General features: G+C 61.0%; 15 protein-coding genes. 3 read left to right on the forward strand and 12 right to left on the reverse strand.

Annotation, left to right across the window (positions count from 1 at the left end):
• The first annotated feature begins 510 nt into the window (after positions 1–510).
• Positions 511–1,152: a DedA family protein gene (locus H7B90_RS30655; RefSeq protein WP_185139714.1), complete on the forward strand. Its 642-nt coding sequence runs from the start codon at positions 511–513 to the stop codon at positions 1,150–1,152.
• Positions 1,149–2,612 carry an ArnT family glycosyltransferase gene (locus tag H7B90_RS30660; RefSeq protein WP_185139715.1) on the forward strand — a complete coding sequence of 488 codons (1,464 nt, stop codon included), beginning with the start codon at positions 1,149–1,151 and terminating at the stop codon, positions 2,610–2,612. The genes H7B90_RS30655 and H7B90_RS30660 overlap by 4 nt, the downstream gene beginning before the upstream one ends.
• A gap of 640 nt (positions 2,613–3,252) precedes the next feature.
• Here the strand turns inward: H7B90_RS30660 and H7B90_RS30665 are convergent.
• From H7B90_RS30665 to H7B90_RS30685, 5 genes are all read right to left on the reverse strand, one after another.
• Positions 3,253–4,368: a glycoside hydrolase family 88/105 protein gene (locus tag H7B90_RS30665; protein ID WP_221482230.1), complete on the reverse strand. Its 1,116-nt coding sequence runs from the start codon at positions 4,366–4,368 to the stop codon at positions 3,253–3,255.
• Between the two features lie 69 nt (positions 4,369–4,437).
• The gene (locus tag H7B90_RS30670; RefSeq protein ID WP_185139716.1) at positions 4,438–5,313 is read right to left on the reverse strand and encodes a carbohydrate ABC transporter permease; all 876 of its coding nucleotides are present in this window, start codon (positions 5,311–5,313) and stop codon (positions 4,438–4,440) included.
• Between the two features lie 21 nt (positions 5,314–5,334).
• The gene (locus tag H7B90_RS30675; protein WP_185139717.1) at positions 5,335–6,282 is read right to left on the reverse strand and encodes an ABC transporter permease; all 948 of its coding nucleotides are present in this window, start codon (positions 6,280–6,282) and stop codon (positions 5,335–5,337) included.
• Between the two features lie 78 nt (positions 6,283–6,360).
• Positions 6,361–7,941 (reverse strand): extracellular solute-binding protein, encoded by a 1,581-nt coding sequence (locus H7B90_RS30680; protein WP_185139718.1) that lies wholly within the window; start codon positions 7,939–7,941, stop codon positions 6,361–6,363.
• A 425-nt stretch (positions 7,942–8,366) separates the two neighbouring features.
• On the reverse strand, positions 8,367–9,893 hold the full coding sequence (locus H7B90_RS30685) for an extracellular solute-binding protein (protein ID WP_311772842.1): 1,527 nt from the start codon (positions 9,891–9,893) through the stop codon (positions 8,367–8,369).
• Between the two features lie 111 nt (positions 9,894–10,004).
• Between H7B90_RS30685 and H7B90_RS30690 the strand changes: the two genes are divergently transcribed.
• Positions 10,005–12,311, forward strand: a complete 2,307-nt coding sequence (locus H7B90_RS30690; RefSeq protein WP_185139720.1) for a helix-turn-helix domain-containing protein — start codon at positions 10,005–10,007, stop codon at positions 12,309–12,311.
• Between the two features lie 91 nt (positions 12,312–12,402).
• Here H7B90_RS30690 and H7B90_RS30695 read toward each other — a convergent pair whose 3' ends face one another.
• From H7B90_RS30695 to H7B90_RS30725, 7 genes are all read right to left on the reverse strand, one after another.
• A complete protein-coding gene (locus tag H7B90_RS30695) occupies positions 12,403–13,302 on the reverse strand; it encodes an SDR family oxidoreductase (protein ID WP_185139721.1) in 900 nt (299 codons plus the stop codon).
• Positions 13,303–13,442: 140 nt separating this feature from the next.
• Positions 13,443–15,137, reverse strand: coding sequence for an extracellular solute-binding protein (locus H7B90_RS30700; RefSeq protein ID WP_185139722.1), 1,695 nt, complete (start codon positions 15,135–15,137; stop codon positions 13,443–13,445).
• A gap of 23 nt (positions 15,138–15,160) precedes the next feature.
• Complete coding sequence (locus H7B90_RS30705; protein ID WP_185139723.1) at positions 15,161–16,057, reverse strand: carbohydrate ABC transporter permease; 897 nt, start codon at positions 16,055–16,057, stop codon at positions 15,161–15,163.
• Positions 16,058–16,102: 45 nt separating this feature from the next.
• On the reverse strand, positions 16,103–17,017 hold the full coding sequence (locus H7B90_RS30710; protein WP_311772843.1) for an ABC transporter permease: 915 nt from the start codon (positions 17,015–17,017) through the stop codon (positions 16,103–16,105).
• A gap of 234 nt (positions 17,018–17,251) precedes the next feature.
• Positions 17,252–19,534 (reverse strand): helix-turn-helix domain-containing protein, encoded by a 2,283-nt coding sequence (locus H7B90_RS30715; protein WP_185139724.1) that lies wholly within the window; start codon positions 19,532–19,534, stop codon positions 17,252–17,254.
• 275 nt (positions 19,535–19,809) lie between these two features.
• A complete protein-coding gene (locus H7B90_RS30720) occupies positions 19,810–20,583 on the reverse strand; it encodes a Cof-type HAD-IIB family hydrolase (RefSeq protein ID WP_185139725.1) in 774 nt (257 codons plus the stop codon).
• 96 nt (positions 20,584–20,679) lie between these two features.
• Entirely contained in the window at positions 20,680–21,240 is a 561-nt protein-coding gene (locus H7B90_RS30725) for an NUDIX hydrolase (protein WP_185139726.1), read from the reverse strand.
• Positions 21,241–21,364: the final 124 nt, after the last annotated feature.

The following is a 21,364-nucleotide window of genomic DNA, read 5'->3' on the forward strand; positions in this document are numbered from 1 at the left end:
AAATACGAGGGACGGACCCAGGAGACGCTAATTCGTTGGAAATGGGCGAATTTGAATTCTAACGGATCGTACAGACGTGATTTCGTTCCGGATGCCCGCATGTCCCCACGATTGGCCGAAATAAGAACGCCTGAGTCCGTTAGATTTTCAAAATGGGCTTTTGACGCTAAATAGCGACTCCTGAAACCGTAAGAGCTTATACCGATGAACCCGTGGGATAGGATCCGATAGTAACGTCGATTTTGGCATCCGAATCCAACGATTCCGGGACAAGTTCCGTTAGTCAAATGGTCATCCCAAGTTTTTTTCTACGATTGCCTCCCCGGACTCAGGGCCGCTTCTCTCAGATGGTGGAGGGACTCCCTCTATTTTGTTAAAATAGATAGCCTGTACGTCGTCTTAAGTTGATCTTATGTTTCTCCTAAACCGTCTATTAAGAAGTCCGGGTTATTCTGGTCGTGTGAATACGATTCCGCTATCGGAAAAATAGAGAAAAGGGAGCGGAGCCATTTGAAACTGCTGGAGCTGATCGAGAGCCTGTTCGCGCACTACGGCTACCTCGTCTTGCTGATCGGCCTCCCGCTCGACGCGATCGCGCTGCCGATCCCGCCGGGCAATACGACTCTTACGTATACGGGTTATCTATCGTTCAAAGGGATTCTCTCCCTTCCGTCGGCCCTGGCCGCGGCGTTCGCGGGAGCGGCGATCGGAATGACGGTCACCTATTGGATCGGCTACAAGCTGGGAATGCCCCTGATCGAGAGGTACGGGAAGTGGCTGCTCCTGAAGCCCGAGTATTTGACCAAAACGAGAAGGTTCTACGATAAATACGGCAACCGGCTGCTCCTGTTCAGCTGCTTCATTCCGGGGGTTCGGCAATTTATCGGCTACTTCGCGGGCATCGTCCGCGTACCGTACCGCGACTTCGCCTTGTACGGGTACGCGGGTTCCGCGCTATGGGTGCTCGCGTTCGTCGGAGTCGGGTACCTGTTCGGGGAACAATGGCAGCTTGCGTTCCGCTGGCTCGAGCAGTCGCTGAAGTACCTCTCGCTCGGGGTGGCGGCCGCGCTCGTTCTCATCCTCTCGCTCAAGTGGCGCGGCCGCCGTCTGCGGGCGCGGCTGGACAAGCTCAAAGGGGAGGCGGACGGATGAAGCTCGCGAATCGGACGATCGCTTTGGGCGGCGGGCTGTTTTTCCTGGTCGCGCTGATCGCGTCGGTCTTGACGGCGGCGGACCGGATCGGTTCGGTCTGGGCGACGGTTCTCTCGCTGGCCGTCGCCTTCGGCCTCGCGATAGGAGCCTTCCGGCTGTCTCTTGCCGGGAGGCTGAGCGGGCGCGTTTTTCTCGCCGTCGCGTTAGGGCTGGGCTTCCTGATCCGGCTGGCTTGGATCCTATGGAACCCGACGCCGCCGGCCTCGGACTTCCAGGTCATGTACGAGGCGGCCCGCGCCGCGGCGGCCGGAGACTTCGCCTTCTCGCAGAAGCCGTACTATACGAACTTCCCCTACCAATTCGGGTTCACGATGTACCAGGCTCTCGTCATCCGGTTGTTCGGGGATTCGCTGTTCGCGCTTCGGCTGCTGAACGTCCTGTTCGGCGTCGGGACCGCGGCGATCTTGTACTTGGCCGGCTCCCGGGCCTACAACGAGAGCTGCGGCCGGATCGCCGCCCTTGTCTATCTGCTCTATCCGCCGAACATTATCATGGGCTCGGTGCTTACCAATCAGCACATATCCGGCTTCCTGCTCCTGACGGGGTGTCTCGTGCTGCTCCGGGGGCGGCATTCGAAGCTCGCGTGGCTGCCGGCCGGCGTTCTGCTCGCGCTGGGCCAACTGATGCGCCCGATCGCGATCGTCTATCTGGCCGCGATCGTCCTGTTCTTCCTGGCTAGCCTATGGAAGAGACGCCCTTTCTTCCCTCGCTATGCGCTGGCCGCCGGAGCCCGTGTCGCCGGGATGATCGCCGCCTATTATCTCGTTCTCGCCTTGGCGAGCGCCTCTCTGAATGTCGGAGGGGTGACCGATCGAAGCCTGTTCGGCGGAGACAAGTACTGGAAGTTCATGGTCGGCTTGAACGCGAGCACGGACGGCCGCTGGTCGGCGGAGGACGCCAAGTACTCGAACAGCTATCCGGCCGGGGAGGAACGCAGCCGCGCCCAGCTGGTCAAGATCCGGGAGCGGTTGTCCGACCCGGCCGAGACGGCAGCCCTCATGGGGCGGAAGCTCGTGCAGCTGTGGGGAGGCGCGGACGCTTCCGCCTATTGGAGCCTGCAAGGGACGGGGCGGGAGAACGATTGGGACAAGCCGTTGAATCGCGTCGAACGGGCGATGTACGTTCTGCTCTGCGCGTTCGGCTGCGCGGCGATGGTGTCGCTGTGGAGACGGGGGCGATCCGGGGAAGCGGCTTTCTATACGCTGCTGCTTCTGCTGTATGCGGGGATTCACCTGCTGATCGAGATCCAGCCGCGGTACCGCCTCGACCTCATCCCGGCGCTCCTTCTGGTCCAGAGCTACGGCGCTTACCGGGTGTACGGCTGGGTGCGGGAGCTCCGGCTGCCGACGGGCCTCCCCGGCGCCCGCGAGCGGGACCGCACCGGCGGCTTCGGCGCGTAGCGTCCGGAAGATGCGCCGTATGCGGCGCGCGGCCCTTGGCCGTGCGTGCGACTTGTGCGGCAGCAGCGGTTACAGAAGCAACTCCATGCGATTTAGGCACTGTAACCTCCAAAATGGTGGTTACAGCAGCAACTCCATGCGACTCAGCCTCTGTAACCTCCAAAATGGTGGTTGCAGCAGCAACTCCACGCGACTCGGCCTCTGTAACTTCCAAAATGGTGGTTGCAGCAGCAACTCCACGCGACTCGGCCTCTGTAACTTCCAAAATGGTGGTTACAGCAGCAACACCACTCGACACTCCCGATTCCGCAGACAGATGTCCCCTATTCGCGCGTTCTAACTTACGTGTTATCTGTTACCCGAGACGGCGAGAGGACCGGCTGGTTGGACGGAAAGTTAGTTAGCAAGGAATATCGAGTTGGACAGTGGGATCATCGCGGCTACGAATTGGACAGTAGGTTGCGGTTGAGCTGACTGGGTTGCGGCTCAAGTCGACTGGATTGCGGTTGAGGTGACGGGTTGGATAGCGGGCGAGACGATGAGCGTTGACGATGCGGCTACTGGCGGAGCGGCGGCATAATCACGACGAAGAAGAGGCTGCGGGCTTCCCGCGGCCTCTTCTTCGTCTCTAATCGAGTGTTCATACCGAGATCAGATCGTTCATCTCGACGCACGCCATGACGAACGCGCCGACGCCGTGCAGATCGTTGCGGCTCGTCGGGCGAGTGACGTAGTTCTCGTAGTCCCCCGCGGACGTGCCGATGCAGATGTTCGGCATGGAGAATTCGCCGTCCGCCGAGGCCCGGGCAATGACGGTCACCAGGCCGCGATAGCCGATGCGGGCGGCGGTCAGGCATTCGTAGCCGACGATCCCCTGCTTCACCCCGCGAGCCAGCGCGTAGACGAACAGGCTCGAGCAAGACGTCTCCAGCCAGTTGTCGGGCCGATCCCCTTTGTCCACCACCTGGTACCATAAGCCGCTGCCCGGGTCCTGGAAGCGAACGAGCGCCCGCAGAAGACTCCGCTGCGTCTCCTCCAGCTCCGGGCGCGCGGGCGCGCCGTCCGGCAGCAAGTCGAGGAAGTGCGCCAGCGCCAAAGCGTACCAGCCGATCGAGCGGCCCCAGAACTCCGGCGAGCAGCCGGTCTCCGGGTCGGCCCAAGGCATGCGCCGGCTCTCGTCCCAAGCGTGGTACAGCAGCCCGCTCCTCTCGTCGCGCATATGCTTGCGCATGAGCCGCTCCTGAAGCAGCGCCATCTCCCGCAAGCCGCCGTCCTCTCCCCCGTTCCCGTAGGCATCGGCATACTTCAGCGCGAAAACGCCGCCCATGTACAGGCCGTCCAGCCACATCTGGTACGGATACTTGTCCTTATGCCAGAACCCGCCCTCCGACGTCCGGTTCAGCGTCCGGTACAATCCCTTCAGCCGATCGGCGGCGATACGATACCTGGCGTCCCCGGTCCGCTTATGCAGCCGGAACAGCAGCAGCCCGGCCTGGATCGCGTCGAGCTCGTCCCGGGCGAACAGAAGGTTCCCCCGCTCGTCCACGAGCCCGTCGACGTACCCTTGAATGTATTCGTCGTACCGGCGATCCCCCGCCGCTTCCGCCAGCCGCTCCATCCCGCACAGGAACACGCCCTGATGATAATGCCAGCGGCGGGCCGGCGGAAGCTCCGACGGCTCGCAAGCCGCCATAAGCGCCTCGCAAGCGGCCTTCGCCCACTCGATCGGGGCTCGTTGCGCTATCGCAGCATTCATCCTCCACACTCCCTCTGTCGCCATCTCTCTTTTTTCACCAGACTAATCTTGACTCCCCCGGCTGCCCGACTACCCCTTGATCGATCCGAGCAATGCTCCCTTGGCGAAATGCTTCTGCAAGAAAGGATACACGAGCAGAATCGGCAGAGTCGCTACCAAGATGACCGCCATCTTGACCGCCTGATCCGGCGGAGGCACGACTCCGTCGAGATCGGAGCTGTGATCGAACCCGCTCGCGAGAACGACGATCTGCCGCAGAAGCACCTGGATCGGCCACATCTTGCTGTCGTTGAGGTAAATGATCGCGTTCAGGTACGTGTTCCAGTACGTGACCGCGTAGAACAGGGACAGCGTCGCGACGGCCGGCATCGAGAGCGGCAGCACGATCCGGAACAGAATGCCGAAGTCGGTGCACCCGTCGATCTTGGCCGATTCCTCCAGTCCCTCGGGGATGTTCTGGAAGAAGTTCTTCAAGATGATCATGTTGAACGCGTTGATCGTCAGCGGCAGCACGAGCGCCGCGTACGTGTCGATGAGGCCGAGCTCGCTCACGACGAGGAACGTCGGAATAAGCCCCCCGTTGAACAGCATCGTGAATACGACAAGGAACATGAGCGTCCGGCGGCCGTCCAGGTCCTTGCGCGACAGCCCGTACGCCATGAGCGACGTGATCAGCATGCTGAACAGGGTGCCGCACACCGTGACGCCCACCGACACCGCCATCGCCCGGAAGATCGTATTCGTCGAGAAAATAAACCGGTAAGCGTCCCAGCTCCAATCCGTCGGGAACAGCACGAACTTCTTCGCCGCCATCTCCGCGCTCGTCGTGAACGATCCCGCCAGCACGTGGATAAAGGGCAGGATCGTGACCAAGGCGACTATCGTCAGCAGCGCGAAGTTGACGATGCCGAACAACCGGCCGCCCAGCGAGCGGTCTTCTACCATATGAACTCCTCCTCTCCGGCCTTAATAGACGCCTTCTTCTCCGAATTTCTTGGCCAGCCGGTTGGCGATGACGACCAGGATGAGCCCGACGAGCGACTTGAAGAAGCCGATGGCCGCGCTGTAGCTGAACTTCATCTGGCGGAGCCCCGCCGTGTATACGTACGTGTCGATAATCTCCGCGACGTCGCGGTTCATCGAGTTGAGCAGCAGGTACACATGCTCGAAGCCGAGCTCCAGCACGTCCCCGATCTTCAGAATGAGCAGGACGATGATGACGCTGCGGATCGCCGGGAGCGTGATGTGCCAGATCTGGCGAAGCCGCCCCGCCCCGTCCATCCGGGCCGCCTCGTACAGCTGCGTGTCGACGGACGCGATCGCCGCCAGGTAGATGATCGTTCCCCACCCCGCCTCGCGCCAGATGACCTGAATGATGTAGGTCGGCCGGAACCACGCGGAGCTGAGGAGGAAGTTGATCTTCTCGAACCCCATCCAGGAGAGCAGCTCGTTAATGATGCCGCCGTCCATCGTCAGCATGACGTAGCCGATCGAGACGATGATGACCCAGGACATGAAGTGGGGCAAGTAGATTAACGTTTGGAAAAAGCGCTTGAAAAATGAGATTCTCACTTCGTTCAGCATCAGCGCCAGAATGATCGGAATCGGGAAATAAATGAGGATGTTCAAGCTGAACAGGATCAGCGTGTTGGACAGAATGTTCAGGAAGTCCGGCTCGGAGAACAGTCTCCGGAAGTGCTCCAAGCCGACCCATTCGCTGCCCGTGATCCCGCGGAACGGCTTGTAATCCTGGAACGAGATGATGAGCCCGTACATCGGAATGTACTTGAACACGAGAAAATAAATCAGACCCGGCGCAATCATCAGATACAGCCATTTATTGCGCCGAATCCGTCTCGACCGCTCGCTGCCGGTCTTGAGCGCGGCCGCCGGCCGTACGATCGCTTCCTCCATCGCTTACGCTTCCTTTCCGCGCCTCGGGTGTGAGCCGGCAAGGCCGCCGCTAGCGGGCGACCCGCCGGCCTTCGGCCGTTACTTCTTGTATGCCGCGTTAAGCTCCTCGACGATCTTGTCGCCGCCGCGGCTCCGCCATTGCTCGACCGCTTTGTCGAAGCCGGCTTTGTCGATTTTCCCGTAGATGTACTGGTAAGTGGCGTCCGTAATGAGATTCTGCAGCTCCTGGCCCTTCTCGGTGTACGTCGGGGAATCGAGAGCGGCCGCCGGATCGTGGATGGCGATCTTCTCGTTCTCCAGCGCGAACTGTTCGGCGCGAATCCGCCCTTCGAGCGTGTAGTAGCCTTCGTACATGCCGTTCGTCTCCGACTCGCCGATGACGCTGTCCTTGTAGCCCTTCACCTCGCGCTCGGTCCGCTCCTTGTCGTCCGAGACCTTGGCCTTGCCGTCGACGACCGTGTAGTGGGTGCCTTCGATGCCCCAGAACATCATGTTGGCGACTTCCGGCGTCATCATCTTGTCGAAGAAGGCGAGAATCTCCTTCAGGCGGGCTTCGTCCTTGATCGCGGACTTGGGGAACAGGACGACGTTGTTGTAGCCCGGAATCGCCCACGTCGACAGCTGGCCGTCCGGCCCCTTGATGAGCGCTTGCGTATCGACGACCGCCGTCGGCACGTTCTTGAGCAGATCCTTGTTGAGCGAATCGATATCCGACATCGCGCCGATGTAGAGACCGGCCTTGCCGCTCGTGAACAGGGCGACCTGGTCCGTCTTGCTCGTCGCGGCGAAGTCCTGGTTCATCGCCTTGGCGTCGCGGATCTGCTTCATCGTATCCATCGCTTGGACGTACTGCGGGAACGTGAAGTCCGGCTGGAGCTGTCCGTCCTTCTCGCCCCAGTTGTTCGGCGTTCCGAACCAGGAGGCGATCGTCTTGAACGCGCCGTAGACGAGGTCGTTCCGGTCCGCGAGCCCGATCGTGTTCGGCTTGCCGTCCCCGTCCGGGTCCTTCTCGGTGAACGCCTTCGCCATCGCCACCAGATCGTCGACGGTCTCCGGCGCCTTCAGATTCAGCTTATCCGCCCAGTCCTTCCGGTAGATGAGCCCTTGGCGGGCCAGCGGCCGCCCGATGTAGAGCGAATACAGCTTGCCGTCGACCTTCGTGTTGTCCAGGATGCGCGGCTTCAGCTTGCTCAGGTTCGGGAATTCGCTCAGGTACGGCCCGATCTCCCAGAACTGCCCGTCGCGGATCGCTCCCTTCATCTGAATGAAGGTCGACTGGTTCTTCAGATACGTCACTTCCGGAAGAGCGCCGGTCGCGAGCGCCGCGTTCAGCTTCTCTTCATACGTGTCGGCCGGGAAAAACTGATACGTCAGCTTCGTGTTCGTCAGCTTCTCGACCTCGTTCTTGATCGTGTCCGGCGGCGTCTCCGCGATATTAAGCGGAAGCATGATCGTGATCTTGACGGGATCCGCGTTCTTCGGCGGCTCCTCGGCCGGCTTGGATGCCTCCGCGGATGGCGACCCGCCCGCCTTCGGCGATTCATTGCCTGCGGACGGCGACGCTCCGCCGTTGCCTTCGTCCTTGCCCGCGCAGCCGGCCAGCAAGCCGGCCACGATGGCCACGCTGAGCAGCAGGGATGCTTTGCTTTGTCTTTGCATACCGCTTGACCTCCATCTACCCGTTCGGATTGGATTGGGTGGTGCAAGTCAAACGATACCTTGCGGCGAACGGGTGCCGATACAATCATTCCTACACATCGGGCCTCCCGCCGCCTTATCTGAGCAAATGATTATGAGCTGAGCCGGGGACACCTCGCTAACCGCTCATTCCGCCTCTCCTTCTCGCGGTGCCCCGGGTTTGTGCGACATGCGGTTCCTCTCTTGGGGCCTTTATCGCGATCCGCCCCCTTATCGACGCGACAAAAAGGCGACAAAAAGGCGACAAAAAGAGGCCGGGCATTCACCCGACCTCTCCCTCGTCGTCGTCCTTCCAACCTTCCAACCTTCCAACCTTCCTACCTGCCTACCTGCCTACCTTCCTACCTGCCTACCTTCCTACCTGCCTACCTTCCTTCCGTGCCCGGCTATTTCGCCGTTCCGAAGTAAGCCTGCTCGTATTCGCGAATGATCTGGCTGCCTCCGCTTCTCTTCCACCGGTCGATCTCCTTCCGGAAGCCTTCCTCGTCGATCTGACCGATAATGTAGTTGTAAGAAGCGTCCGAGACGATCTTGGACAGCTCCGTCCCTCTCTCATCGTAAGTCGGCGATTCCAGGTCGATCGTCGGGTCGCGCACGACGAACTTCTCGTTGTCCTCGATCAGCCGGTCCGCCAGCTCCGGCAGCGTTCCCTGCTGAGCCACCTTCAGCAGGTTCGGGTTGCCGAGGTCCGCGATCATAAGCGTGTACAGCGAGGCGATCTCGTTCACCCGCATCTGCGACGTCTCCTCGGGCAGATAAACCTTGCCGTCCCGCAGCTCGTAATGCCGCCCTTCGACCCCGTACTTCATCAAGTTGGCGACGTCCGCGTCCATCGTCCGGTCGAAGAAGCGGAGCACCTGCTTCAGCTCGTCCTCCGTCTTGATCGCCGTCTTCGAGAACAGGAACAGGCCGTTGAAGTTCGGGATCGACCAGACCCGGTAGCCTTCGGGCCCCGCGATCCGGTTGACGAGGGTGAACTCCGCCTTCGGGTTGACCGCCTTCGCCTCGCCGGCCAGCCGCTGCACGTCCGACATGCTGCCGATGTAGACGCCGGCCTTCCCTTGGATAAGCAGGTTCCTCTGCACGTCCTTGCTCGTCACCGCGAAGTCCGAATTGACGATTCGCTCGTCGTACAACTTTTTCATAAAATTCAACGTATCCATATACCGAGGCGATTCGAACTCCGGGACGAGCTTCGTGCCTTCGACGCTCCAGCCGTTGGGCACGCCGAAGTAGGAGCCGAGCGTCTTGAACGCCCCGAACACGAGGTCGTCCCGGTCGGTCAGCCCGATCGTGTCGTTCTTGCCGTTGCGGTCCGGATCGCCGTACGCGAACTGCCTCATCGTCTCGTACAACTCGTCGATCGTCCCCGGCTTCTCCAGGTTCAGATTGTCGAGCCAGTCCTGCCGCAGAATGACCCCCTGGCGGGAAGAAGGCCGCTCCGTGTACAAGCCGTACACCTTGCCGTCGACCGTCGTCTGCTTCAGAATATCGGCATCCAGGTTCCGCAGGTTCGGGAACTCGTCCAGATAAGGGCCGATCTCCCAGAAGGCGCCGGAGCGAATCGCGTTCTTCATGACGATGTAATCCGTGTATTTGACGAACGTCGCCTTCTTGAGCGAGTTGGTCGTGAACGCCGTGCTCACCTTGTCCGCGTAAATCTCGTCCCTCACCCACTCGATCTCGAGACGGGTGCCGGTCATCTCCTCGATGCTCCTCAAGAGCGAAGACTCGGGCGGGTTCGGGAAATGCAGCGGCACCATGACGGTGACGACGGGAAGAGCGGCCGAGAGAGGCCGTTCCCCGACGGTCGCCGCCCGGCTCGCGCAGGAGCAGAGGACGGCCAGCAGGGCCAGCCAAGCGGCGAGACGCGAGAAGACGCGGGTTAAATCGGCGGTCCGGGCGCGATACACGGGCATTCCTCCTTCGAATCTGTCGAGATGATTATCGGCGAGTCTAATGATTATTGTCGCGGGAGGGCGATTGTCATACAATGGAAGAATCTTCGGGCGAGGTGTGGCGCGATGCGATCCCTAAGCTTCCTGACCAAGATGACGATCTTCGGCTTCCTGCTCGGCACGCTGCCGGTGCTGTTCATCGGAATCTTCTCGTACCTGACCTCTTCGAGAGAGATTCAGGCTCACGTCAATCAAGGCAAAACCCAACTATTGATTCAAATTAATGCCAATGTAGAGCAAATTTTGAAGACTGTCAATCACACGTTGAATCAAGTCAGCAACTCGACGGTGCTGAAGAGCGCCATGAGCAGCCCTTTAACTGTAAGCGATTTCATCTTATATAACAACCTGCGCAACGAGCTTCGCCACATGCAGACGTTCGATACGAAGCTGGAAGACGTCGTTCTCCTGAACGAGAAGCGGGATTGGATGGTCAAAAATTCCGGCTTGTACCGGTTAAGCGAATACGAATACGCGAAGGAACTGAAGGCCCTCGTCCACGAGCCGAGCGAAGCGGCCTGGACGCTGAACCCGTCGCGCTGGTTCTACAGCGAGGAGAGCGCGGACAGCGTCGCCTGCCCTTACAGCATCAGCCTCGCGAAGAAGCTTCCGGTCGGGGGGCTGGCCCCGTACGGCCTCGCGCTGGCCAACATTCCCGCGTGCAGTCTGCAGGAGCTGCTGCAGTCCGATTCCGATGCCGCCGACGCGCTCATGGTGCTGGACGAGGGGGGCCGGATTCTGATGCATCCCGACCACTCTCTGATCGGCAGCCCCGCCGCCGCCGCGGGGTTCGCCGATTCCGGCCGGCTGTCGCAGACGAGCGGCCAGTTCGAATCGCGCGTCGACTCCCGCTCGTATTCCGTCTCCTATTACCGTTCCCCCTACAACGGGTGGGTCTACCTGTCGTTCACGTCCATCGCGAGCCTGACGAAGGAGTCGAACAAGATCGGCTTGTACACCTTGATCGTCTGCCTCGTTCTGCTCGTCGCCATGCTGCTCATCGCCTGGATCGGCTCCCGGCGGATGTACTCCCCGATCCAGAAGCTGCTGCGGATGATCGACGAGAGGCTGCCGGGAGCGCGCCGGGAGCGATCGAACGAATTCGAGGTGATCGGGGACAAGATCCATCACCTGTTCCAGTCCAACTCGCGGCTGGAGAGCGAGGTTCACCGGCACCTGAAGCAGGCCGGGGCGTTCCTGCTCGTTCGCGCCTTCCAGGGGAGCGTCAAGTCCGGCGAGCTGGCCGGACAGCTCGAGAGGTTCGGCTACCGCGCGCGGATCGGCGGCTGGAGCCGGATGGCGGTGTTCGCGCTGCAGATCGATTCCCTGGAAGGAACCCGCTACGAGAAGGACGATATCGATCTGCTGCTGTTCGCGGTCCACAACATGATCGAGGAGCTGATCCCGGCCGAGCGCCGGCTGTCTCCCGTCACGATCGACCAGACCGTCGTCCTGCTGTACGGAAGCTCCGCCGGGGACGTCGCCGAGTTCAACACGGCCCTCTACGAAGCGACCGAAGACCTCCAGCGGAAGATCGAGAGCTTCCTGGGCCTGAGCGTCAGCATCGGCATCAGTCTCCCCTTCGACTCGGTCAAGCAGCTCGCGATCGCTTACCGCGAAGGGCTGGACGCGCTCAAGCACCGGCTGAAGCTGGGAGAAGGCATCGTCATCCAGTACGAGAACGTCAACTCGGGCAAGCACTACGTCAAGATCAATTATCCCGTTCACCTCGAGAGCGAGCTGCTGGACGCGATCAAGCTGGCGGACAAGGAGAAGGCGAAGGAGCTGCTCGGCTCGTTCCTCCGCCCCGTGTTCAAGTCGGAGATGTCGCCCCAGGAGTACCAGGTACCGCTCGCCCGCTTGCTCAACAGCCTGCTCGTCGTCATGCAGGAGTCGGGAATCGGCCTGAGCCAGATCCGCCACGCGCAGGGAACGCTGCTCGAGGAGCTGATCGACCTGAACACGGTACCGGAGATCGAGGACTGGTTCTGGACGAACGTGATTTATCCGATGATCCGGATTTTCCGCGATCGGCAGCATTCCCAATACCACAACATCTCCGAGAAAATCATCGACCTCATCCAGCGCTACTACGACACCGACCTGTCGCTGGAGGAATGCGCGTCGCGGCTGAACTACAACGCCAACTACTTAAGCAGCGTGTTCCGCAAGGAGACGAACGTCTCGTTCAGCGAATATCTGGCCGACTACCGGCTGAGCATGGCCAAGAAGTGGCTGACGGACACCGACATGCCGGTGAAGGATATCGCCTCCCGGCTGCGCTACAACAATTCGCAGAACTTCATCCGTTCGTTCCGGAAGCAGGTCGGCATGACGCCCGGCCAGTTCCGCGACCGGAGCCTGGGCGGGTAAGCAAGCGGGGCAGCACCCCGCACAAGACGCCAAAGAGGCGGCTCCTCTTGGGAGCCGCCCTTGGCGGGATGAGAGCTTAAACCGGACAGCATCACGTCTCCGTCATGATCCCGCCGTTGACGTGCAGAACCTGGCCGGTCACGTACGAGGAGTCGTCGGACGCCAGGTAGACGTACGTCGGCGCCAGCTCGAACGGCTGGCCCGCCCGCTTCATCGGCGTCTCGAGGCCGAACGACATGACGTAGTGGGCCGAATAGCTGGACACGATCAACGGAGTCCAGATCGGTCCGGGCGCCACCGCGTTGACGCGGATGCCTCGGTCGACGAGCTGCAGCGACAGCGAGCGGGTGAAGGAGACGATCGCCCCCTTCGTCGACGAATAGTCGACCAGCAGCTTCGCTCCGGCGTAAGCGGTGACGGAAGACGTGCTGATGATCGAGCTGCCCGGGCGAAGGTACGGAAGAGCCGCCCTCGTCATGTAGAAGTGGGGGAAAATGTTCGTCCGGAACGTATCCTCCAGCTGCTCGTCGGAGATATGCTCGATGCTCTTCTGCGGGAACTGGACGGCCTGGTTCAGCACCAGCACGTCCAGGCAGCCGTATTCCGCCAGCGTCCGGCTGACCGCTTCGGCCGAGAAGGCCGGGCGGCGCAGGTCCCCTTCGATGAGCAGGCAGCGTCCGCCGTAGGCTTCGACCATCCGCTTCGTCGCGAGCGCGTCTTCCCGCTCGTACAGGTAGACGATCGCCACGCTCGCCCCTTCCTTGGCGAACGCGATGGCGACGGCGCGGCCGATGCCGCTGTCGCCCCCGGTGATGATCGCGACTTTGCCGGCCAGCTTCCCGCTTCCCCTGTAATTCGGATTGTCGGAGATCGGCAGCGGGTGCATGAGATATTCGAGCCCCGGCTGAACGTCCTGATGCTGGGGCGGGAACGTGATCGGCTTCGGCTTGCACTCGGTCTCCACCCCGTAGTACGGGTATGTCGGAACCAACGGAATCCCTCCAAACGCGTTGCGAATTGATAGCAGAATATTCAGCTCCTGCCCAGACGTGCGGGGGAATTCCATCGCTCCGTCGTTCCGTCGTTCCATCGTTTCATCGTTCCGCCGGACCGCCTCGGCCGCTGTTCTCGCTACGACTTGAATTGACGCTCGTAAGCGATCTGATAAATGCCGATCGCCTTCCCGAGCCCGATCCGGTCCATGCCGGACACGTATGCGTCCCAATCGGACTCGAAGTTCAGGTTGCCCATAATGAACTTGACCTTCGACTCCTTCGCGTAATTCTCCAGCTCCACGCGCAGGGTCGACAAGACGTCCATCTCTTCGCTGAGCAGCTTGAGGCTCGGCATCAGCGAGACGTCCTTCGGCGCGTACGGCTCGTATTTGTCCTTGGTCTCCCGCATCAGCAGCTTCTCCAGGCCTTCCGGGCTGTACGGGTCGATGCTCGGATCGACGGCGTCGCTCAGCCTGGCTTCGCTCGTCTGGAACGGCTCGCCGATATAAGACCACGTGTCGTTCTGCGGCTCGTTCGAATACGGCTTCAACCGTTTGGTCCGCGCGGGGAGACCCGTGATGCCGACTTCGCCGGGCTCCGCCTTGCGCCACAACGTTCCCTCGCCGTATTCCTTGTCCGGGTTGAAGAACAAGTCGGCCACCCGGATGGCGACTTCCGGATGCTTGCTTTTCGCCGAGATGATGAAGCTCCCCGCCGCATACGGGAAATTGCTGTAGTACGTGGAATATTGAACGCCGCCCGGGCCCTTCAGAGGCGCGAGAGCCGTATAATGCTTGTACCGCTCGGGATTGCCCGCTCCGTCGATAATGTTGACGATGGCTCCGGCCGGGAACGCCCCGAGCACCTCCTCTTCGCTGTTGGCCAGCTGCTTCAGCTGATCGACCGACTGCGTGAACGAAGCGTTGTAGAGCAGACCGTTCTCGTACAGCTTGTGGAGATACATCAAGCTGTCGCGGTATTCGGGCGTCACGACGTTCGACTGGATCTTCCCGTCCTTCAACACCATGTTCAGGACGTCTTCGTCGTTGCTCAGGAAGAACGCGTTCGTCAGGAAGCTGTCCACGATATGGTGCCATCCGCCGGACGAGGCCCCCGCCAGCGGCACTTCGTCCGGCTTGCCGTTCCCGTTCGGGTCTCTCTCCTTGAAGGCCTTCAGAACGTCGAACAATTCGTCCGTCGTCGTCGGCGTCTTCAACCCGAGCTTGTCCAGCCACGACTGGTTGATCCAATACTTGTTCCCGTACATGCAGTGATAGCACTCGTTAACGGTCGGCAGCCCGTAGATGTTCCCGTCGGTGGCCGTCAAGTAGCCCTTCAAATCGGGACGCTCCCCGAGCAGCTTCTTCAGGTAGACGGTGTCGTTCTCGATGTAATCCTGCAGCGGCAGGAACAGTCGCTGTTCGACTCCGTATTTCTGTTCGTTGACGGCGCTCAGGCTCGTCCCGATGAACAGATCGGGGAAGTCCCCGCTCGCCAGGATGATATTCAGCTGCTCGGGCTGGTTCGCCTGGTACGTCTGCCATTCGAGATGAACGTTGGTCTTCTCCTCCAGCCACTTGGTCATTCCGTTGGTCGAGAAATCGATGACGTCGGGCAATTGCGGCGCCAGCACCTTCAACGTCACCTTCTCCTTGACGATCGGGTACGTGCCGACGGGATTCAGATTCGGGTCCTTCTGCGGCGAGCCGGACGAACCCGGCGAAGCTTGGGCAGCCGGGTCGCCGGCTTTATCGGAGCTGCAGCCCGCCAGCACGAGGACGAAGCTCATGACGGCGGCGAGAACGAGCGAGAGCGTTTTTTTTCTCGGCATGTCGAACAACCTCCTGATTGGAATTAGCCTTTAATAGCCCCGATCATGACGCCCCGTACGAAATACTTCTGAACGAACGGGTACAGAACGAGAACGGGAGCGCTGGAGACGATGATGACCGCGTACTTGATGACGTCCGTGAGCCCCTGCCTGCGCATAAGCGCGTCGAAATCCTTGATCATGGTCGGATCGATCATGTTCAGGATGAGAATGTTCCGCAGCACGAGCTGAAGCGGCTGCAGATCGGCCGACTTCAGGAAGATCAGCGCGTTGAAGTACGAATTCCAGATCCCGACGGCGACATAGAGGCCGATAACCGCCAGAATCGGCTTGGACAGAGGCAGGACGATCTTCGTGAGATATTTGAAGTCGCCGCAGCCGTCCATGGAGGCCGCCTCGTGCAGGTCCTCCGGGATGGAATTCGCGATATACGTCCGCATAAGAATGACATTCCACGCGGACAGCGCCGTCGGGACGATCATCGCCCATCTCGTGTCGATCATCCCGAGCTCCTTGACGAGCAGGTAATAAGGAATCAAGCCGCCGGAGAAAAACATCGTGATAACGAAGAACAGCATAACCTTGTTCCTCGGGGCGAATTGCCTGCGCGTCAGCGGATACGCGGCCAATACCGTCATGACGAGGTTCAGGGCGGTTCCGCCGGCCATGTACAGAATGGAGTTGGTGAAGCCCGTCACGATCTGGCTGTTCTTGAACACGGCCGCGTAGCCGTCCAGCGTCCATTCCACCGGCAGAAGCCAGACCTTCCCCGCCGAGATCGCCCGCGGGCTGCTGAGCGACGAACTGAGCACGTACAGCAGCGGATAAGCGACGACGACGAGGCAGCCGGTCAGGAACAGCAGGATAATCCCGTGAACCGCGCGGTCGCTCGCGCTCTGGCGAATGTGGGGATGATGCACGTCTCTATCTCCTTTCGATAGGCTCCTGACGGGACGGCGAACGGGCTACCATAGGCCGCCGTTCCCCGTTCTTCGGGCGATGAAGTTCGCCGCCGCCAGCAGCGCCAGGTTGATGACCGAATTGAACAGGCTGACCGCCGTCGAGAAGCTGAAGTTGGAGTTGATGAGCCCCATCTTGTAGACGTAGGTCGAGACGACCTCGGAAGCCGACAGGTTCAAGGCGTTCTGCATCAGATAGATCATCTCGAAGCCGACCGACATCACGTTGCCGACGTTCAGAATCAAGAGGATGACGATGGTCGGCCGGATATGGGGCAGATCCACGTGCCAGATGCGCCTTATTTTGTTCGCCCCGTCGATGATGGCCGCTTCCTGCAGATCCTTGCTCACTCCCGCCAGCGCCGCCAGGTAGATGATGGCCGCGTACCCGGATCCGGCCCAGATGCCGATCAGCACGTAGATCGTCTTGAACGATCCGGGCTCGCCCATGAAGTTGCGCGGCTCCAGGCCGATCAGCCCGAGCAGCTGGTTGACGATGCCGATCCGCGGGTCCAGGAACTGAAGCGCCATGCCTACCAGAATGACGGTCGAGATAAAGTAGGGGGCGTACGTGACCATCTGAACCGTCTTCTTGAACCAGGCGCTTCTCGCCTCGTTCAGGGCGATGGCGAGCAGGATCGGGATCGGGAACCCCGCCGCGATCGAATACGCGCTGATCGCCACCGTATTCCCGATGATGCGCCAGCTGGACGGGGACTGGAAGAACTGCTCGAAGTACTTGAGGCCGACCCAGGGACTGTTCCAGATTCCGTCCGCGACCCGGTAATCCTTGAAGGCCAACAACACCCCGTACATCGGGACATAGCTGAAAATCACGAAGAACAAAACCGGCAAAGCGATCATCGCGTACAGCTGCCAATGCTTCGCCGCGTTCGTCCTCCTCCACTTCAACGAGTGCACAATGCCTTCTCCCTCCGCTCCTGCGGAATCCGTCCATGGCGGACTCCGTTGTTCGCCGCTCGTCGCGACAACCTTAAAGTAGACCAATCCGGCGCCCGGAAGATAGCGACGATTCCTCCAGAACGCGCTTCTGGAGGAATCGTCGCGGCCGGACAGACGACTTATAGGGTGATCGACTCAGGCAGATCGACGTAAGCAGGGCGGCTCAGATCGGGCGGAACGGATAGGGCGGCACTACTCGGCAGGGCCGCGATCCGCGGCCTTGAACTTGGTCGGAACGTGTCCGGTCACCCGCTTGAAGGCTCTGCGGAACGTATGCTCGTTGGCGTAGCCGACGCTGCCGGCGATCGCTCGGACCGTAATCTCGCCCGCATCGCCGCCGTCGCCGTTCAGAATCTCGATCGCGCGGGCGATCCGGATCTCCTCCAGCATGCTGGCGAACGTCGCCCCCATGTGATCTTTGAAGAACAGGTAGAACGAGGATTCCGACATGCCGAAGTCGCGGGCGGCCTGGCCGATCGTCAAATCCGCGGACGGGTAGCGTTCCTCCAGGTAGGCTCTCAACTTCGCGCTCGCGGCGTTTCTCTCTTCGCACTTCTTCTTCTGCGACAGATGATAGAAGACGGCGCACAGGGCATGAATGCCGTGGACGATCTCTTCGAATTGCTGAGCCTCGTTCACTTCCCGCAGCGTCCGCCCGATCGACTCGTTCGGATACGCGCCGAGCCCCCGGCTTAAGCTCCCTTTGACGACCTGAATCAGCTGCTCCAGTCTGGAAGCCGTCAAGGTCCGGTTCGCGAAGTTCTCGCGCCGAATCAGATCGGTCAGCTCCTTGACCGCCGGAATGTCGCCGGCCTTGATCGTTCGGAGCAGCCGCGTCTCCAGTTCGACGGGGAACAGGAACTCTTCGTCTTGCTCCGGCAGGTCCGCGTATTCGATCCAGCTCTTGTCCGAGTAGCCGCCGAATTCCAGCGCGCTCTTCGCTTCCCGGAACGATTCGTGAAGCCGGACGAGCTCGGGATAGCTGCCGCCCAGAGAGAAGTTCAACCGGAACTTCCCGCCGTGATGATCGCTCAGCACCTGCGCCGTCGAGCGGAGAGCATGGCGGAAGCTCGCGTCATGGACCCGTTCGCCCGCGAAGACGAACGCGACGAGGCCCGGATCCAGGTCGTAAATATACCGGTTGGCTTCCGGCACCCCTTGTCGGTACATCTCCTTGACGATCATCTGGACGGCATCCATCTCCTGGAGCACGTCCTCGTACACGAGATAGTGATAGCGCTCGATCGAGAACAGCATCGCCAAGGCTCCGCCGGGCTCCATTCGCACTTCCAGACGGTCGAGCTCCCGGCGCGCCTCCTCCTCCTGGACGATCTCGCCCTCCAGCAATCTGCGGAACAGCATGCTGACCATAAGGGGGCGGTAATCCTCGCGTTCCCGGACCAGCTTCTCCCGGTCCTTCGAGATCTTCATCATCGTCCGGGTCAACGAATCGAATTCGTCGGCGCCGTCCTCCGGGGCGAAGTCCGCGTGGAACAGGCTCTTGAATCTCTGCATCAAGGCGGTCAGCGGCTTCGCGTTCCGATGGGCCAGGAACAGGGAGATCAGCAGGCCGGCCAATACGATTCCGATGAAAATCGAGAGGGTCATTTCCTTAATATAGTAGACTTTGCCCAACACCGAACGTGCCGGGACGACGGACACGTAAGTCCAATGCGTGTCTTCCGAGTAAGCCCTCGACACGATGTAGGAACCGCCCGCTTCCGATCGCGGGTCCGGTTCGGCCCGGGGGCCCGACTCCCCGAGCAGCGACGGATCGGCCCGGTCGCCGGCGATATAGGTCACGAGCCGGTTCCGATCGTCCAGAATATAAGCGATCCCTTCTCTTCCGATCTCGGTCTTCCCCAGAAGCTCCCGGATCTGGCCGCCGTCGATCCCGATCGCGACCGTGCCGCTCCCCGCCCGCACCGCGTCGATCGGAAGCGTTTGCAAAAACAGCAATCCGTCGGAAGCGCCCGTTCCCGATGGCCCGGACATGGGGATGAAGGGCGGCGCCGCCGGGCTCCCCGCCAGCATCTCCCGGAACGAAGACTCGTCCCATCCGGGGAACGCGAACCGCCGCAGGTCTTCCGGGCTCGCGAAGACGCCCTCCGAGGCGATCACGATCCCGCTCTTCGGCAAGTAGACGTAATAGTCGGAGATGAACCGGTTGGTCAGCGTGAACTTGGGCAGCTGGTTGTATGCCGCGTATACTTGGAAGAAGTCCTTGTCCCCTTGCCCGAAGGGAGGGTGGTTCAACAGATTGTTCACCGCCGGATGAATGGCCAGCTGCTTGGCGACCGACTGGATCTCCTTCAATCGGATGTCCATAATGTCGCGGGTTTGCAGAAGGGTGTTGATATTCGCCTGCTCCGCGTCCTCCTCGACGATCCGGACGACCTCGCGGTACGCGAAGCTGGCGATGACGATAGGAATGAACAGAATAATCAGGTAGGAGATGACCAGTTTGACGAACAAGGAAGGTCGTGCCCTTCGGTTCCCGTTCGGCTTCTTCATTGTGACGAACCCCCGTATCCGCAAGCCTACACCCACTATATAGCAAGACGATTCTCGTACAAAACGGACGATTTTTAGAGAAGCGGACGATTTATGGAAAAGGCGGTTGAACAGGGCCGGTCCGCACCCCGGTCCGAAAAGGAAAGAACCCCTCGGGCGGACGTTGCCGGCCCTGATTGGCCGCGTCCGCCCAAGGGGTTCCCCGTTGGCGAAGGTGGAGGCTAAGTCCCCGTGGATTACAGCAGCCCCGCGTAGACGAGGCCGTTCCTCACGCCGCCCTCTTCGACGCGCGTCGTGACGTAGTCCGCGTACGGCAGCAGCTCCGGATGCGAGTTGCCCATGGCGATGCCGAGGCCGACCAGTTCCAGCATCTCCTTGTCGTTCAGCCCGTCGCCGAAGGCGACCGCCTCCTCGGGCTTCAGGCCGAGCGCGTCCAGCAGCGCCTGGATGCCTTCGGCCTTCGAGCCGGTGCTCGGCAGCACGTCCATCGCCTTCGCGTGCCAGCGCACGAACCGAAGTCCCGGAAGCTCGGACGGGTACTCATGCTCCTCGTGGCTCTCGCAGTGGAGGAACACCTGGTAGATGCCTTCCGTCTTCCAGAAGTCGGCCTGGAAGCCCGGATGCTCGACCTTCAGCGACTCGACCGCTTCGAAGACGGACGGATGCCCTTCTTGGTTAGCGAAGTACGAGCTCTTCCCTTCGAACACGAGGGCGTGCCCCTGCCGGGAGCTCAGCTCGACCAGCTTCTCCAGATCGGCCAGCGGGATCGTCCGCTGGTGCAATTCCTTGCCTTTGTACACGACGTAGCCGCCGTTCAGGCTGACCCAGGACTCGATGCCGGCTTCCTCCGCCAGCTTCTTGAAGAAGTACGGCGCCCGTCCCGTCGCGATGACCGGCTCCACCCCGGTCTCCTTCAGGCGGCGAATGGCCTCGATCGCGTCCGGAGGAATGCGCTTCTCCTCGTCCACGAGCGTTCCGTCGATGTCGAAAAACACGATTTTGTAAGCCATGGTCTCTTCCAGCTCCTCTTCTTCTTCTCTCTATGGAAAACAATTATCCTCTATCATCGTACAAATCGTCCGGTCTGTAAACCTCGCTCGGCCGTTCTATCGGCGGAACAGCCCGTATCCTTCCAGCGGCACGATCGGCTCGGCGTCGCGGAGCAGCCCCTCGGACTTCCCGCGGATCGCCACGTCGACGAGCCAGCGGGTGAAGGGAGCGACCGTCATCGTCTCCATCTCGTCGAGACCGAAGAACCCGGCCGCGTCGACCTCGACGCCGTCCGGAACCGGCTCGCCGCCTACGTATTCCATCGAGAACGCGACGTACAGATTGTGGATCGCGCGCGGCTGGTCGCGCACCGCCGCCAGGCTCGTCACGACGGCGTCGACACCCGTCTCCTCCAGCACCTCGCGCCGGACCGTCTCGTCGATCCGCTCCAGCTGTTCGGCGTAGCCGCCGGGATTCGTCCAATAGCCCTTGCCCGGCTCTTGCGCCCGGCGGACGAGCAGCAGCTTGCCTTCCCGCATCACCAATGCGCCGACTCCGATGCTGTAATCGCCCCAATGAACGAAGCTGCAGCCGGGGCACGCCCTTCTCGGCGTGCCGCCGATCTCCCTCGTCTCGAGCTCCATTCCGCAGGACAGACAATAATTCGCATTGCCCATGATCTCCCGTCCCCTTCCTTGCAGTCTATGCGCTTGTAGCCGTCCTCCGATTATACTGCGGCCGGGCGCGTCTGCATAGGACGGCTTCCTGCGGGGACCCCGCGACGCGACAAAGGCGAGGCTC

This window comes from Cohnella xylanilytica (genome assembly GCF_014212175.1).
In the GTDB taxonomy this organism is placed as follows: domain Bacteria; phylum Bacillota; class Bacilli; order Paenibacillales; family Paenibacillaceae; genus Cohnella; species Cohnella xylanilytica.

Bases quoted from the DNA above. Each gene is read 5' to 3' on its own strand.
- H7B90_RS30700 (WP_185139722.1), bottom strand. From the start codon at position 15,137: ATGCCGAGAAAAAAAACGCTCTCGCTCGTTCTCGCCGCCGTCATGAGC.
- H7B90_RS30665 (WP_221482230.1), bottom strand. From the start codon at position 4,368: ATGAATGCTGCGATAGCGCAACGAGCCCCGATCGAGTGGGCGAAGGCC.
- H7B90_RS30690 (WP_185139720.1), top strand. From the start codon at position 10,005: ATGCGATCCCTAAGCTTCCTGACCAAGATGACGATCTTCGGCTTCCTG.
- H7B90_RS30660 (WP_185139715.1), top strand. From the start codon at position 1,149: ATGAAGCTCGCGAATCGGACGATCGCTTTGGGCGGCGGGCTGTTTTTC.
- H7B90_RS30720 (WP_185139725.1), bottom strand. From the start codon at position 20,583: ATGGCTTACAAAATCGTGTTTTTCGACATCGACGGAACGCTCGTGGAC.
- H7B90_RS30675 (WP_185139717.1), bottom strand. From the start codon at position 6,282: ATGGAGGAAGCGATCGTACGGCCGGCGGCCGCGCTCAAGACCGGCAGC.
- H7B90_RS30670 (WP_185139716.1), bottom strand. From the start codon at position 5,313: ATGGTAGAAGACCGCTCGCTGGGCGGCCGGTTGTTCGGCATCGTCAAC.
- H7B90_RS30725 (WP_185139726.1), bottom strand. From the start codon at position 21,240: ATGGGCAATGCGAATTATTGTCTGTCCTGCGGAATGGAGCTCGAGACG.
- H7B90_RS30680 (WP_185139718.1), bottom strand. From the start codon at position 7,941: ATGCAAAGACAAAGCAAAGCATCCCTGCTGCTCAGCGTGGCCATCGTG.